Origin of the sequence: Enterobacter sp. RHBSTW-00175 (genome assembly GCF_013927005.1) — a bacterium.
Taxonomy (GTDB): Bacteria; Pseudomonadota; Gammaproteobacteria; order Enterobacterales; family Enterobacteriaceae; genus Enterobacter.
Genome location: NZ_CP055930.1, coordinates 5,225,512 through 5,241,371, shown reverse-complemented (window position 1 = coordinate 5,241,371; position 15,860 = coordinate 5,225,512). Strand labels below are relative to the sequence as shown.

Below are 15,860 nucleotides of genomic sequence, written 5' to 3'. Positions count from 1 at the left end.
AATATGATCATTTCGCGTTTTGCGTTATGTGCGTTGGCAGGAGCCGTGACGCTGGCATTGCAGGGAGCGGCTTTTGCCGAAGAAACAACACTTGTGGTGACGGGTTCAGCGCAGAGCGATGTGCTACCAACCTGGACAAACAGTGCCACCAAGTCTGCGGTGGCGGAAAGTAAAACCCCGCAGGTCATTAATACCCTGTCTGCGCAAGAGATTGAACAACGCCATGCGAACTCGGTGAACGAGATCCTGCGGTATGCGCCGGGCGTGTCGACCGAGGTACGTGGTAATACGTCGTACATGAGCGAGTATAAAATTCGCGGCTTTACCGTCGACCAGGAGTTCTACAACGGTCTACAACTGCCTTACAACGTCACCGGTAACACCAAAGCGCGCATCGATCCTCTGCTGATCGAGAGCGTCGATATTCTCAAAGGGCCATCGTCGGTGTTGTATGGCGGGGGCTCACCGGGTGGCCTGGTGAATATTCAGGGTAAGATGCCGCAAAAAGAGGCGAAAACCGAGCTGGGCTTTACCACCGGTAACCGCAATCTGAAAGAGGGATATCTCGATTCGACCGGGCAACTTGCCGACAGCGACTGGAATTACCGTCTGTTGGGTAAAGCCACCGAAAATGACGACCAGCCGCACACCACGCGCTATGAAAACTATCTGGTGGCACCGTCAGTGACCTGGCAACCCGACAGTAACACACGGCTCACGATTGATGCACTGGCGCAAAACACCCCGAGTTTGTCGCCATCTAACCCGCTGCCGTTAGCGTATTTGCGCTCTGAATATGCCGGGCGTCGTGATTATGCCGGGGATGAATGGAGCGGTTTTAAACAGCGGCAGTGGATGCTCGGATACCACTTCGAACATGCATTTGACAGTGGCTGGGGCTTCAGCCAGAAAGTGCGTTATTTCGATGTGGACACGCATCAGCGCAGCGCCTATTCCACCGGGCAGGGAAGTGAAGTGTATGAGCTTAACCGTTTTGCCTATACCACGGATGAAGACCTCCAGAGCTTCAACATGGATAACCAGGTCACCAAAACGGTGGCGCTGGGCGAGTGGCAACATCATCTGCTGGCGGGGTTCGATTACCAGAAGCTGAACTCCCACTTCCACTATCGCTACGCCTCCGCTACACCGGGCATCGATATGCGCCACCCGGACTATTCACAAATTCATGAAAGCGAGCTGGGTTTATATACCGCGCAGAAAAACCGCCTGAGCTATCAGCAGAACGGTTATTACGTGCAGGATCAAGTGGTATTTGGCGGGCTTAACCTGCTGGGCAGCCTGCGCTATGACGATTACCGCTCTGTGACTACCAACTACCTGCAAAACGGGGATAAAGCGTGGGTTGCACAGGATCGTGTTACCAAACGTCTGGGCGCGTTGTATGCCTTCGACAATGGCATTTCGCCGTTTATCAGTTACTCCGAAGGATTTGCCCCGGTATCGCCGCAAGGCACGCTGACGGCCCAGGACGTCAAGCCAACGACCAGTAAACAGGTGGAAGGCGGGGTAAAATATCTGCTGGAGGACTTCGCGACCACGCTGACTGCCTCGGTATTTAACATTCGCCAGAAGAACGTGGTCACAACCGATCCCGGCTTCCTGAACTACCGCCAGACCGGCGAGGTGGAATCTGAGGGGGCGGAGCTTTCAGCTATCAGTCGCCCGACGGACAACCTGACGCTGGTGGCCAACTATGCGTATACCCACGCGATTAACACCGAGGATGATAAGTACAAAGGCAAACGCCCGACCCAGGTGCCGGAGAATGCGTTTAACCTGTGGGGCGATTACACCTTCGACAGCACGCTGCTGAAAGGGGTGAATATCGGTGCCGGGGCACGTTATACCGGGCCAATGGAAATTGCGCCAGCCAACGACGAGGGCAAACTGGGCGGCACCACGCAGTATGACCTGGCGGCGTCTTATCGTATGGGTGAACTCCTGCCGTCGCTTGCGGGACTAACGCTGAAGATGAGCGCGCAGAACATCACCAACAAAGAGACGCTGACCTGCTACGACGCCAGCAACTGCTGGATAGGCCGCGACCGCACCTGGCAGCTGGGAGCAAGTTACAGCTTCTGATGTTGGGTCTGATGCCCGGTGGCGCTTCGCTTACCGGGCCTACGGGTGAAATGGTTTTCTCCCTTGCCCTGCGGGAAGAGGGACCTCCGGTCAGTTTTGTCTTTACTCAGCGATGACATTACACCTTTGAAATGAAAGACTTATAGCGGCTCCATGGTCCGGCTGAAAATCGCCGAAGCGTTTACGGAAGGCCGGGGCGACGCGCATGGATGCGCGGCGAGGGCGGCTTTACAGGGACGTTTCATCCGCCCGTCCCCGATTAGCCTGGAGCAAACGCTGAGGACAAAATTGCCGGGAGCAATTTTGGACAGCGCTCGCGCTGACCCCGAAGGGGTGAGCCCCAGGGATGGGGCGAACAATTCGCGAAGCGGCGATTTTCTTGCCGGGAGCCCGGGTCGCCAGGGTGGTGGCGGTGAGCCACCCTGGCACGTTCACGAGTAATGTAGTAACAGAGTAGCAAGGAACATAAAGTGAACGGAATGACCACTTCATCCGTATGTACCCCCACACTCTACACAGCCTCCAAATTCCCGACAATCTCCACCTACTGCGCCACATTTTTCGCCGGAGTCGCGACCTTCTCATTTGCCGCAGGCTGATTCTCCGGCACACTCTCGCACGGCTTCTCTTTCGGACACACTAAATCCAGCATTTTCAGCGTCACGCCGTTTGTCCAGCCGAAGCCGTCCTGCAAGGGATACTCTCCGCCGCCGCCACCTGTGCCAGTAGTAGAAACATCATATTTCTCAACCAGTTTCTGCTCGCGATCGTAGGTATGCTGTACATTTTTCAGGAACCGCCAGGTGACATCCATTGCCACCTTGTCTTGCCCGTAATTCTGCAACCCTTCCGTCGCGATCCACTGCAATGGTGCCCAACCGTTTGGCGCATCCCACTGTTGCCCGCTGTCGATTGTGGTCGTCGAAATGCCGCCAGGTTTCAACAGCCGCGCAGAGGCCGCAACTGCCACTTTATCCGCACGGTCCTGCGCCGCTGCTTTCACAAACAGCGGGTAAAGGGCAGCAGCGGTCAGCTGATTACGCACCTTTTTGCTTTTCAGATCGTAATCGGCGTACCAGCCCTCTTTTTCATTCCACAGATGCCCCTCAATGGCTTTCCGACGTGCAGTTGCCAGGGTGTCATATTTCGTCGCACTGGCTGTATCCCCAGCGTCCTGGCTGGCTTTTGCCAGCAGCTTTTCCATCTTGTACATCAGCGCGTTAAGATCGACTGGCACAATGCTGGTAGTGCGGATCGTGCCAAGCTTTTGCGGATCATCCATCCAGCGGGAGCTGAAATCCCAGCCGGATGCCGCGGCGGAACGCAGATCGCGATAGATCTCCGTTGCCGGGCGGTTGGGATTCTTTTTCGCGGTGGTCACATCATCAAGCCAGGACTCCGGGCGCGGCGTATCACGGTCGTCCCAGTAGCGGTTAAGAATGGTGCCGTCATCCAGTTTCACCACCCGCTTACTGGCTTGACCCGGCTGGAGTGCGTCCACGCCATCCATCCAGTACCGATACTCTTTTTCCATCTGCGGGCGGTATTTTTTCAGCGCATCGCTGTCGTGCGTGGCTAACAACTCAACCATCAGTGCGAAGAACGGCGGTTGCGAGCGGCTCAGGTAGTAGCTGCGGTTGCCGTTTGGGATATGCCCCCAGGTATCAATTTCATAGGCAAAGTTGTCTACCATATCGCGGATTTTGTCCCAGTGGTCGCTTTCTGCTAAACCAAGCATGGTGAAATAGCTGTCCCAGTAATACACCTCGCGAAAACGACCGCCGGGCACCACATAAGATTTTGGCAGCGGCAGCAAAGAATCCCATTTACTGGCTTTGTCAGTGGTCCGCGTCAGAACCGGCCACAGCCCGTCGATATGCGCCCGTAAACTCTGTCCAGACGGTGGGACATACTTTTCACCTTCCGTTGGCAGGGTAAAGTTCATTTCCACAAAATGCCGCAGGTCGAAACCGGTCTGAGTGTGCTGCATCCGGTAATCCGCCAGGATGGTCAGGGGATCGCTTTTAGGAACCGCATCGGCAAAGGTCTTTTGATCGGGAAAGAGTTTGGCACTCTGGACATCGTTAAAAAGGGGTCCGAGCAGTATGTCAGGGGGCGTCGACTGGCCGGTTGCCTTGTCTTCAGCGTAGCCAGATAAGGTGACGCCCAGCAGTGCGCCGCCAAGCGCGAGCGATAAAAGTGTAGGGTGGCGCATATGAGGTTTTATCATCGGTTCTCTCCTGTATTTGCTGAGCAGCGTGACCGCTGTCATCAACCACGTGAAAACCTTAGACGAATATCGAGATATTCGCGTGTCGAATATCCCATTTTTTGCAGACTCAGACAATTTACCGTTGCGTTTAGGTCCACGTCGAATAATTGAAATATTGACCGGGAGAATAATTGCGACATTATTTAATATAGAGTGAAGAGCACTCTTGCGGTCATTTCATTATTTTAATTGTCAGGATCACATAAAACAAAAAACATAATCTTGTAGTGAAAAAACATAATGGATAATCGTGCGACTCTCAGCGAAATTATCGCCGACAACAGAAACCGGTTTCATAAAATGAGGTGAATGTATGGCGATGACAGAACGAATTCCAGTAAAAGAAAAAATAGGTTATAGCCTGGGGGATGCGGCAAGTCATATTGTATTTGACTCGTCAGTGGCCATTCTGGCGTATTATTACACTGATATATATGGTCTGCCACCCGCAGTCATGGGGACCATGTTCCTGCTGGTCCGTTTATTAGACGCAATAACTGATCCGATAATGGGTGCGATTGCGGATGCAACGTCAACGCGCTGGGGGCGTTTTCGCCCGTGGCTGTTAGCAATGTGTATTCCCTTTGCAGTAAGTTGCGTGCTGGTGTATTCCATTCCTGATTTTACCGAAACTGGAAAAATCTATTATGCCGTCGGGGCGTATATCTTTATGACCCTGATGTATACCGCCATTAATATCCCTTACTGCTCACTTGGTGCGGCGTTAACCTCCGACCCACGCGAAAATCTCTCGTTGCAGTCCTGGCGTTTTGCCATTACCCCCATTGGTGGCGCGCTGGGAACCGCCTGCATTCTGCCGCTAGCGGATTATCTTTTCCCAGGCGATCGAGCCACCGGCATTCAGGTCGCAATGGGCATTTTTGGCGTGATTGGCTGCCTGATGTTCCTGGTCTGTTTTCTCACGACCAGAGAGCGGGTTCAACCCATTAAAGAAGAGAATCTGAACATCTCCCGAGACGTTAAGATCCTCTTTCGTAACGACCAGTGGCGCATTTTGTCGGTCTATAACTTCATGATGCTGGTCGCGGTGGTGATCCGTGGCGGCGCCGTGGTTTATTTCGTCAATACGGTCCTGAACAAAGGCGCGGACATCATCTCATTCTTTATGCTGGGCGGAATGCTGGCGTCAATGTTTGGCTCAGTACTGGCGCAACCGTTCGGGACTCGCTTTTGCAAGGTTAAACTGTCGTTCTGGATCAATATTCTTAACGCCGCGCTTGGCGTAGCGTGTTTCTGGCTCCCGTTGGAGTTCTGGATTATTCCGTTAATTGCCCACGTCCTGATTCAGATAGTGCAGGGCGGAAATGGCGCATTGCAGTGGTCAATGATTACTGATGCAAATAACTATGGTGAATGGAAAACGCAGCGTCGAATAACGGGTATGAATGTCGCTGCCAATATTTTTGTCATTAAATTGGGTGTCGCAGTTGGTGGGGCAATTCTGGGATGGGTACTGGCCTGGTTCAATTATGAATCAAACAGTGAAGTACAGCCTGAATCCGCAGTGCAGGGTGTTATTCTGTTATTCACTCTCATCCCATCGTTCTTTTATTTGCTTACGGCGTTCTCAATTAAGTTCTATGGTCTGACGGAAAATGTGATGAACGGCGTAGTCCGTGATTTGAATAAAGGTGAATTCGCAAAAGAATAAAATAACAATTGATGTATTAAGCCGGTAATACAGTTGTATTACCGGTATAGGGTAGTACCACTCAGGACGTAATGAATAATTCACGAGGATGGAATCCATGAGAGTTAAGTCTATTGCTCTGGTCATTAGCGCTTTTTGTACCACAGGCGCTTTCGCAGCAAAAAATACCCCGACCCTTGAAGAAAAACTGGCGAAACTGGAAGCTCGCCTTGAAAGCGCAGAAAATCGCGCGGCGCAGGCAGAAGCGCAAATTCAGGTTCTCCAGCAACAGCAGGTTGTGGCCGTGCAGAAACCTGCCAGCGTGAATGTGGAATCAGCGGAGCCAGTAGCCCAATCAGCTGTACCAAAACTGACGTTATCAGGCTATGGCGATATTAAATTCTATGGCGACGTCGAATTTAACATGGATGCGGCCAGCAAAACCGGCAGCCTGACATCAATGAAAACCACGGCCAATAAAGACTGGGCACCTGGCAGCAATGAGCGCTGGGACATCAACGGCCGTCTGTTGCTCGGTTTTGACGGTTATCGCCGGATGGATAACGGCAATTTTGCCGGTTTCTCCGTGCAACCGCTTGCCGACCTGACCGGCAAAATGAACCTTGATGATGCCGTGTTCTTCTTCGGAACGGAAAACGACTGGAAGGTAAAAGTGGGTCGCTTTGAAGCCTACGACATGTTCCCGCTGAACCAGGACACCTTCGTAGAGTACTCCGGCAACACAGCAAACGACCTTTACAGCGATGGCTACGGCTACATCTACATGCTGAAAGAAGGGCGTGGGCGTAGTGACAGCGGCGGAAACTTCCTGCTCAGTAAGACGGTTGATAACTGGTATTTCGAGATCAACACCTTGCTGGAGAACGGCAGTACGCTGTTTGTCGATAAGCAGTACCACGGCGTTGATCTCGATAACGAGAAAAACGTGGCTTATGTACGTCCGGTCATCTCATGGCAAAACGGGGGCTTCTCAACCGCCATCGCGATGGAGAGCAACCTGGTGAACAACGCCTATGGTTATCGCGATGCATCTGGCAAATGGGTGGATCAGTCCGATCGTACCGGTTACGGCCTGACGATGACCTGGAACGGCCAGAAAGCCGACCCGGAAAATGGCGCGGTGATCAACCTGAATACAGCCTATATGGACGCCACGGATGAGAAAGACTTCACGGCGGGTATCAACGGGTTATGGCGCAAGTTCGAGCTGGGTTACATCTATGCGCATAATGAAATCGACAAATTTGACACCGCCAGCTTCAACGCCGACTGTGACAACGACTGCTGGATAACCGATCCGGGCGATTACGATATCCATACCGTTCACGCTTCCTATCTTTTCGATAACGTCATGAAGATGAAGAACTTCAATATCTATCTGGGCGCGTATGCGTCCTGGGTTGAAGCGCATCCAAACCAGGGCGACAATAATAACGACTCCCGATACGGCGGCCGCGTACGCTTTAAATATTACTTCTGATACCCCCTGACAGTCAGACCTCTTCCGGGGTCTGACTGGATTCCCGCAGTGAACCCGGCGCCTGGCCGACAATGCGTTTGAATGCCCGGCTAAACGCGGCAAGTGACCCGTAGCCAAGACGCAGCGCTACCGTTTCGAGCGGTTGATGTTCGTGACGAATATACTGAATGGCCAGCCGCATCCGTAGTTCTGAAAGGTATTTGGCCGGGGTGGTGCCGGTCGCCGACAGAAAACGCTCGGCGAAGACGGAACGTGACGTTCCGGCCTCTTTTGCCAGGTCCGCAACGTTCCAGTTTACCCCCGGCTGTTGATGCATGGCATAAATCGCGCGGCTTAAACGTGGATCGCGCAGCACCTGGACCCATCCGGTCGATTTCCCGCATCCGGCCTCCACCCAGCCCCGCACAATCAGCGCGGCCACCACATCGGCAAGGCGTGCCAGAATGCCGGCAAAACCAACCTGCCGGGTCATGGATTCTCGCTCCATTGCGGCGAGCAGCGGATGGATCTCCGGCCACGTGGACATCAGGCGGCTTACCATCATCACTTCCGGCATCGCTTTGATGAGGGGTTGCATCCCGCCAAGCTCAAAATCCATGCAACCACTGAATATTACCGTGTTCTCGCTGTCCGGGCAGGGTTCACAGGTGATAGCGCAGACTGAGTTGCAAATCGGCTCACTCGGAAACGCGCTCACCGGCGTGATGTCGGCATGTTCGTCAGAAAGTAAGGCATGGGCGTTGCCGTTTGGGATGAACAGTGCATCGCCGCCGCTCAGGGCAAACGTCGCGCCACTCTCCATGCGCAGCAGTGCGGAGCCGTGGCTCACAAAATGGAATTGCGCTTTGCCGGGCGCCTGATGAAACGCCACACCAAAGGGGGCGCTGGCTTCAATGCGGCGATATTTCACACCGGAGAGGCGCATTCCACGAAGAAGCTCGCTGATCAAATCGGGTGACGGGTTGCTCATGTCTTCACTTTCGGACGAATAATCAATAATCAAAGATTATATGTCATAGATCGTCCAGGGGGAACTCACTATGCTTTTGCGACAGTTGTCACATTTTTCTAACGGGAGAACAACAGATGAATTCATGTGTCGCGGCGAGAGAGGCCATTGCACCCGCAAAGCCCGCCTGGCGAGCAGTCTATTCACTGGGTCTGGGGGTCTTTGGCCTGATAACGGCAGAGTTTTTACCCGCCAGTTTACTGACGCCGATGGCGGCCAGTCTTGGCGTAAGCGAAGGGATGGCCGGGCAAGCCGTTACCGCAACGGCGTTGGTGGCACTGGTGACCGGGCTGCTGATTACCTCGGCCACCAAAAGTATCGACAGGCGCTGGGTACTGATGTTTTTCTCAGTGCTGCAAATCATTTCCAGCCTGCTGGTCGCTTTTGCGCCAACTCTGCACGTGTTGCTGCTCGGGCGTCTGCTGCTGGGCGTTGCCATCGGCGGTTTCTGGGCAATGTCTACCGCCACGGCGATGCGTCTGGTGCCTGCCGATAAAGTGCCGAAAGCGCTGGCGGTGATTTTCTCCAGCGTGTCGATTGCCACGGTGGTTGCCGCACCGCTGGGTAGCTATCTCGGCAGCCTTATTGGCTGGCGTAACGTTTTTATCCTCTGCATTCTGCCAAGTATCCTGGCGCTGCTCTGGCAGCTGTGGGTTCTGCCCTCTATGAAGCCGGAAAGCAGCGGTAGCCTGGGGACGCTGTTCCGCGTGCTGCGCCGTCCTGGCATGATTGGCGGGATGCTGGCGACTATCCTGATTTTCAGCGGTCACTTTGCCTTCTTCACCTATCTGCGTCCGTTCCTTGAAACGGTAGGCCAGGCAAGCGTTGAGAGCATTTCGCTGATCCTGCTGGGCTTTGGCGTGGCAAACTTTATCGGTACGTCGATTGCCGGGCATCTGCTGGCACGAAATCTGCGCCTGACGCTGGCGTTGGTCCCGTTCGCGATGGGGATCCTGGCGCTGATGATGGTGGCGTTCGGGCACCTGGCGATGCTGGATGGCTTACTGGTGGCGCTCTGGGGCTTTGCGTTTGGGCTGGTGCCGGTAGGCTGGTCAACATGGCTTGCCACCACCGTACCGGATGAAGCAGAAAGTGCAGGGGGGCTGCTGGTGGCATCCATCCAGCTGGCTATCAGTGCAGGTGCGGCCGGCGGCGGCGCGGTATTTGATCTTAATGGGGCCAGCGGCGTATTTGCCGGAAGTGGCCTGCTGCTGGTAACAGCAATGGTGATTGTGTTTATGGGCGTGAGGGTGAAGGCGGAAGAGTAACGCGTCAGCCATTGTAGGCCCAGTAAGCGTAGCGCCACTGGGCTTGCTGGTACGTTCACGCGTATTGTGGTGACAGTGAGGCAAGGAACATAAAGCGAACGGTGGCCCTATGTTCCTTAACCTCAATCACCTGTCACTCACAACCCTTTCTTATCCATCAGCACTGCCAGGTCCACCAGGCGATTCGAGAATCCCCATTCGTTGTCATACCACGCGAGGATCTTGACCATATTGCCGCCAATCACCAGCGTGGAAAGGCCATCAATAATGGAGGAGCGTGGGTCGCCCTGATAATCACTTGATACCAGCGGCTCATCGCTATAACCCAGGATCCCTTTTAGCGGACCGCTGGCAGCGGCTTCGCGGAAGGCAGCGTTAACCTCTTCAGCGGTCACGTTGCGACTCAGCGTTACCGTTAAATCCACAATCGACACTACCGGAACCGGTACACGGAGTGAATACCCCGTCAGTTTGCCATCCAGCTCGGGAATGACCTTGCCAAGCGCTTTTGCCGCACCGCTGGAGTAAGGCACAATCGACAGAGCCGCAGCTCGCGCGCCGCGCAGATCTTTTTCCGGCTGGTCGTGCAGCACCTGGCTGTTGGTGTACGCGTGGGTGGTATTCATCAGCCCGTGTTCGATACCAAATGTCTGATGCAGTACCTGTGCCGCCGGTGCCAGCCCGTTGGTGGTGCAACTCCCGTTACTGACGACAAAATGCTGAGCCGGGTCGTAATTCCCGTGATTAACGCCCATCACCACCGTCAGGTCATCGTTCTTGCCCGGGGCAGAGATGATGACGCGTTTCGCGCCGCCGCTGGTGATATGAACCGCCGCTTTTTCGCGCTCGGTGAAAAATCCAGTCGCTTCGATAACCACGTCTACGCCCACATCACGCCAGCGAATGTTTGCCGGATCACGTTCGCTAAACACCCTGATGCGCTGGCCATCGACCTGCAATGCGCCGTCTGCCGCTTCAACGGATACCGGTAACGTACCGAGCAAGGAATCGTATTTCAGTAGATGGGCGAGGGTTTTGCTGTCCGTCAGATCGTTAATTGCCGCAATCTGAATATCCGGGTTACCCAGTGCAGCGCGTAAGAAATTACGTCCGATCCTGCCGAAGCCATTAATACCGACCTTAACCATGATTAACTCCTTATCTGTGTTGTCTGGAGTCAATGTAGGCTTTAGGTGAAATGGCGTAAATGACAAAAAAGGATCACATTACGCCATCTTGCGACAGTGAAAACGCTGGCGATATTCCCCCGGGGTGAGGTGAAGCTGTTTTTCAAACACCCGACGCAGATTAATGCTGCTGCCAAAACCACTTTTTTCGGCAATGCGATCCAGGGTTTCCGCTGTCTGTTCCAGGAGTTGTCGTGCCGCCGCCAGCCGTGCCTCGGTGACATACCGCGCCGGGGAGGCTCCGGTTTCACGGGTGAATACGCGGGTAAAGTTACGCGGGCTCATGGCGACTTTTTCTGCCAGGTTTTCAACGCACAGGTCGGCAGTGAGGTTTTGCAGGATCCAGCGTTGCAGGTCATTTATCGGCCCGGAAGCGCTAGGCTGATGCAGGTTATAGCGGCTGAACTGAAGCTGCCCGCCGGGGCGGCGCAGGTACATCACCATGTCCTGCGCAACGTCACGGGCAAGGCTAAATCCATAATCATCTTCAACCAGCGCCAGCGTCAGGTCAAAGCCGGAACTAACGCCGCCGGATGTCCATATCGGACCATCCTGAATGTACAGCGGCCCACCTTCAACATTGATTTTAGGGTAGGTGGTCTGCATGGTTTCCAGCAGTCGCCAGTGGGTCGTTGCCCGTCGGCCATCAAGCAAACCGGTCTGCGCCAGCAGCATGGCGCCGCCGCAAATTGATGCCACACGGCGCGCGTGCGGCGCTGCCAGGTGCAGCCAGTCGACCACCGCAGTGCTCTCCAGTTCGTTCATCCCGCGTCCGGTAATGATGATGGTGTCGAGCGGCTCGCGGGGATCAAGCTCTGGCAGGCGGTAGTCCGCCAGCAGGTTTAACCCGGACTGGCCGTGGATCACCTGGTGAGGCTGAGTGGTGGCGATAATAATGCGATAGCAGGGATGTTGCGGGCCTTCCGGGTGTAGCCGGTTGGCCTGCATCAGAATGTCGGCGATACCGGCGGCTTCAAATAACATGCCGCCATCCGGGACGATAATCAGGATCTTCTTCATGTCCTGAAAAGTACCTTTATCGCAAAATAAGTCAAGAGGTGGCAGTGCTTAATCAGGGATGGATAACAATCCCGTTCAGCGGTTGCCAGCAGGCATTCACATAAGGCTGTATCGACGCCGGGCGATACAGCTGCGCCCCCCACATCCCGGTGTTGTCCTGCACGGGAAGCGGAGTCGGCCAGGCCATTCTCGATACTGCAGAGCTGTGGATAGCAAGGTCCGGGCTGTCGGGACGTCGGAGCTGCCGGACGCCCAGCTTGTAAGGTATCTGGTACCACTCGCAATGGATAGGCCCTTTGAAATCCACGTTAACCTGCACAGGATCCAGATGCACGCCAAGCTGACCCAGCTCGGTGCGGATCCACAGATAAGCGCCGTTCGATAATCCGGTTCCATTATTGGTGCTGCTGTAACCGCCACCGACATCTGCGTGGATCCCCGGAAAATAGATCTGCACGATATTGTCGCGTTTGTCCCAGAAGGTGGGGGTAAAATCCAGCCGCATTTCATCAATGGCAATGGCCTGTCGGCCATATTTGACGTGCTCCCCAAGCGCGGTGCTGGCAAATTTAAAGGCATCGATACGGGCGTCTTTAATATATTCAGGAATACCCAATGAGCCCACGGTTTCCCAGACGGTAACGGCTTTAATCGGCACAAAATAGATAATCTTGTTCGGATCAACCTGCTCATGCAAAAACATCGGGGCATCGCGGATAATTCGGTCTAACAGCGAACCGTCAACGTTGGTTTTTTGCCGGTACTGCCGCCATACCGCGGTTCCCAGACGGTAGGCTTCCTCTTTGTCAGTGAGGTCGATTTTGTTTTTATCCAGCAGCCCGCATTCACCAATCATCCCTGCCAGAGCGCGTGCCGTGTAGGCTCCCCGGCTAAACCCGATAAGAAAGATATCATCATCTCTGTCGTAATTACGGCAGATGAAGGTATATCCACGCACGATGCGTTCAATGATCCCCGCACCAAACACCCCGCCCAGCATTTTATCGAGCCAGTTATTTGAATCCCCCACGCCATGAATGTACTTACTGACCTGCAAAACCACTCCCGATTTATTTCTCAGCGTTTTTTCCTGCTCATTGCGCACAAACATATCGGGAGTATCGGCGGTGCCATCCAGCTCATTAAATAGCCGCAAAACATTTGTGTAATCGGGGATATCGTCCTTGTTATCGTCGTTATTCGGTCCATTCCACGTACCATCTGCACAAAAAATAATGTTTTTACTCATGATGTTTTTTCTCACATAACGGGAACGGGAACACCACCCAATTTTCGGCGTGGTTAACAGGGTTAACCCTCATGAGTATTGATGATCTTTGCGATTAAAACCCGAAACGATACATACCGTTTCGGGTCCGGGACTTGCTTAATGCGCGGGTTGCGCCGCGTTTTTTGCCATTGGGATCGCGGCGATAATCACCGCACCCAGCACCAGGAATCCGGCGACCATAAAGATCCCGGCATTGAAGTTCCCCGTGGTGTCTTTCATCAGGCCCATCAGCAGCGGGCCAAGCGCGGCGCCGGTCATCCCGGTGGCGTTGATCACCGCAATGCCCACCGCGCGGGCGCGCACGGAGATAAACCAGTCAGGTGTCGTCCAGAAAATCACCATTGCAGCAAAGGCGCCAGCAGAGGCCATCACAATCCCGGTGAACTGGAACAGCGGCGTGGTGCTGGTGGCGGTTAACATCCAGCCTGCGGCTGCAAACAGATAGGGGAGCAGGGTGTGAATTTTACGTTCGTTCAGCCTGTCCGAACGTTTACTCCACCAGACCATCGCGATGATGGTACACATCTGGGGAATGGCGCTCAGAATGCCGATGGTCACGTTGCTGCTGGTTTCGTTAATACTGCGCAAAATCAGCGGCGTCCAGACGCTCAGCGCGCTAAGGGTATTGGTCAGGCAGAAGTAAGCCACGGTGTAGAGGATAATGACCGGGGTAAAGAGTTCGCGCGCCAGACTGCGCTGCGCCACAGGTGCGGTATTTGCCGCGAGCTGAGTCTTTCGCACCGCCACTTTGTCCGCCTCCAGCATCTCGTTCAGGCAGGCTTTGTCATCATCCGTTAACCATTTGGCTTTTGCCGGGCTATCGTCCAGCCAGAACCAGACCACCAGGCCCAGCAGCACGGACGGGAACCCTTCCAGCAGGAACAGCCACTGCCAGCCTTTCAGGTTCAGCAGGCCGTCCATATTCAAAATATACCCGGATGCCAGCGAACCCAGCGCCATGGTCACCGGCATCGCAATCATAAACAGCGCGTTGGCGCGGGCACGATAGTGCGCCGGAAACCAGTAGGTTAAATAGAGCAGCAAACCGGGCAGAAAACCGGCTTCGGCAATCCCTACCAGCATTCGCAGCACGTAGAGGCTTTTTGGCCCGGTGGCGAACATGGTGGCGGTAGAAGCAATCCCCCAGATAACCATCAGGATAGCAATCCAGCGGCGCGCGCCGACAATACTCAGCATCACGTTACTGGGGATCCCGCAAATAACATACATCACATAAAACAGGGTGGTGGCCAGGCCAAACATGGTGCTGGTGAGCCCCAGATCTTTGCCCATCGTTAACCCGGCAAAGCCAATGTTGATGCGGTCAAGGTAGGAAAAGACGAACAGAATAAATAAAAAAACAATTAAACGGCGGAACAGCTTTTTGATAACGGCTTGCTGGCGGGGATCCAGCGTGGTATCTCCCGCGGCAGGCGGGGCCAGCGTTCCGTTCTGAGTCTGTTCTACAGAGGCATTATCGTTCATGAAAGCTCCACATTGCGTTTTTTAGTATGAGTGTGCAGGTCGGGTAACGTATAGAAAATCGCCATATGAAGCGTCAAATTAATGTTCAAAAAATGATACGTATTTGTTAATTACATAGCATTTGTGAATCATAATGAGACAGGGATCGCACCCTGAACTCCCCGGAGCGTCGCCAGGGGTTTTACAGGCTGCGATGGTGCTATAGCCGTCACAGATTCGCAGAGTATAATCGCGTTATCTGCCGCTTTTTTTGGTAAGGAAACGCATGAGTAATATAAAAAAAACAGCCGAAGAACAGGCCACCGATCCTGCCTTCCATCGAGAAGAATTTCCCTTCTACTGGATTGTTAATGTCTATGCGCGCTACACACAAATCATGGAAATTACACTGAAAAAAGCGCAGCTGGATGTCTCTGGCTTCCGGGTGTTGATGGTGACGCACCAGTACGGTAAAGCGAGCATTTCACAAATTTCCGAATACGCGATGGCAAAAATGCCGACGGTGACCAAAATCGTCGGGCGGCTGCGGGAGGATGGCCTTGTGACCACCGCCAGTAGCGAAAATGACGCCCGGGTAACGGAAGTGATGCTCACCGACGCCGGGCGGCAAAAAGTGGAAGAAGCCATGGCTCAGGCGGGAAAAGTGTTCGAGAAAGGCTTCAAAGGAATGACCCGAAATCAGGTTGCCAAAATGAACCTCTCCCTGGCAAAAGTGCTCGATAACCTTAACGAGCTATAAGCCAAAAAAACCGAATGACAAATTTGTGACCTGCGTTGAAAATCGATTTAACTCGTTGTAAATAATCACCTTTTATTCAACCACTGTTGCAAGTGATTGCAACAGTGGTTCTCGCCGCTTTCGTCTTTTTTGCTTTATTTTTCATCACTATGAGTGATTGGCCCTGCACATATTATGGTTAATAAAATGTTGCAGTCACGTAAAATTAACGTGAAATATTACTTGAATTTTCATCTAATTCTTCCATGATTGACCTAACGTTAGTCAGGACAAAAAGACAGCAATGACTGTCAGCCTGAATGTGATTCAACATTTCTGGTAAAGGTGTCAA

Annotated in this window: 12 protein-coding genes; 6 read left to right on the top strand and 6 right to left on the bottom strand. The window is 53.6% G+C overall.

Annotated elements, in window-relative coordinates; translation table 11 throughout:
- The first annotated feature begins 3 nt into the window (after positions 1–3).
- Both HV107_RS25325 and HV107_RS25320 read left to right on the top strand, forming a co-directional pair.
- Complete coding sequence (locus tag HV107_RS25325; protein WP_182061442.1) at positions 4–2,106, top strand: TonB-dependent siderophore receptor; 2,103 nt, start codon at positions 4–6, stop codon at positions 2,104–2,106.
- Positions 2,107–2,259: 153 nt separating this feature from the next.
- Complete coding sequence (locus tag HV107_RS25320) at positions 2,260–2,547, top strand: hypothetical protein (protein ID WP_182061441.1); 288 nt, start codon at positions 2,260–2,262, stop codon at positions 2,545–2,547.
- 103 nt (positions 2,548–2,650) lie between these two features.
- Here the strand turns inward: HV107_RS25320 and HV107_RS25315 are convergent, their stop codons facing one another.
- A complete protein-coding gene (locus HV107_RS25315; RefSeq protein ID WP_182061440.1) occupies positions 2,651–4,336 on the bottom strand; it encodes an alpha,alpha-trehalase in 1,686 nt (561 codons plus the stop codon).
- 355 nt (positions 4,337–4,691) lie between these two features.
- Here HV107_RS25315 and HV107_RS25310 point away from each other — a divergent pair, with 355 nt between their 5' ends.
- Together HV107_RS25310 and HV107_RS25305 are read left to right on the top strand one after the other, a co-directional pair.
- The gene (locus HV107_RS25310; RefSeq protein WP_182061439.1) at positions 4,692–6,050 is read left to right on the top strand and encodes a glycoside-pentoside-hexuronide (GPH):cation symporter; all 1,359 of its coding nucleotides are present in this window, start codon (positions 4,692–4,694) and stop codon (positions 6,048–6,050) included.
- Positions 6,051–6,147: 97 nt separating this feature from the next.
- Positions 6,148–7,530, top strand: a complete 1,383-nt coding sequence (locus HV107_RS25305) for a carbohydrate porin (RefSeq protein WP_182061438.1) — start codon at positions 6,148–6,150, stop codon at positions 7,528–7,530.
- Positions 7,531–7,543: 13 nt separating this feature from the next.
- On the opposite strand, the gene HV107_RS25300 is transcribed toward HV107_RS25305, so the two are convergent.
- Positions 7,544–8,500: an AraC family transcriptional regulator gene (locus HV107_RS25300; RefSeq protein ID WP_182061437.1), complete on the bottom strand. Its 957-nt coding sequence runs from the start codon at positions 8,498–8,500 to the stop codon at positions 7,544–7,546.
- 116 nt (positions 8,501–8,616) lie between these two features.
- On the opposite strand from HV107_RS25300, the gene HV107_RS25295 reads away from it, so the two are divergent.
- Positions 8,617–9,807 (top strand): MFS transporter, encoded by a 1,191-nt coding sequence (locus HV107_RS25295; RefSeq protein ID WP_182061436.1) that lies wholly within the window; start codon positions 8,617–8,619, stop codon positions 9,805–9,807.
- 137 nt (positions 9,808–9,944) lie between these two features.
- On the opposite strand, the gene gap is transcribed toward HV107_RS25295, so the two are convergent.
- From gap to hpaX, 4 genes are all read right to left on the bottom strand, one after another.
- Positions 9,945–10,955, bottom strand: a complete 1,011-nt coding sequence (gap, locus tag HV107_RS25290) for a type I glyceraldehyde-3-phosphate dehydrogenase (RefSeq protein ID WP_182061435.1) — start codon at positions 10,953–10,955, stop codon at positions 9,945–9,947.
- A gap of 78 nt (positions 10,956–11,033) precedes the next feature.
- The gene (locus tag HV107_RS25285; protein WP_182061434.1) at positions 11,034–12,014 is read right to left on the bottom strand and encodes a GlxA family transcriptional regulator; all 981 of its coding nucleotides are present in this window, start codon (positions 12,012–12,014) and stop codon (positions 11,034–11,036) included.
- Between the two features lie 52 nt (positions 12,015–12,066).
- Positions 12,067–13,263, bottom strand: a complete 1,197-nt coding sequence (locus HV107_RS25280; protein ID WP_182061433.1) for a DUF2235 domain-containing protein — start codon at positions 13,261–13,263, stop codon at positions 12,067–12,069.
- A 138-nt stretch (positions 13,264–13,401) separates the two neighbouring features.
- A complete protein-coding gene (gene hpaX, locus HV107_RS25275) occupies positions 13,402–14,790 on the bottom strand; it encodes a 4-hydroxyphenylacetate permease (protein WP_182061432.1) in 1,389 nt (462 codons plus the stop codon).
- A gap of 265 nt (positions 14,791–15,055) precedes the next feature.
- Between hpaX and HV107_RS25270 the strand changes: the two genes are divergently transcribed.
- Positions 15,056–15,529 (top strand): MarR family winged helix-turn-helix transcriptional regulator, encoded by a 474-nt coding sequence (locus HV107_RS25270; RefSeq protein WP_014070613.1) that lies wholly within the window; start codon positions 15,056–15,058, stop codon positions 15,527–15,529.
- Positions 15,530–15,860 lie beyond the last annotated feature (331 nt).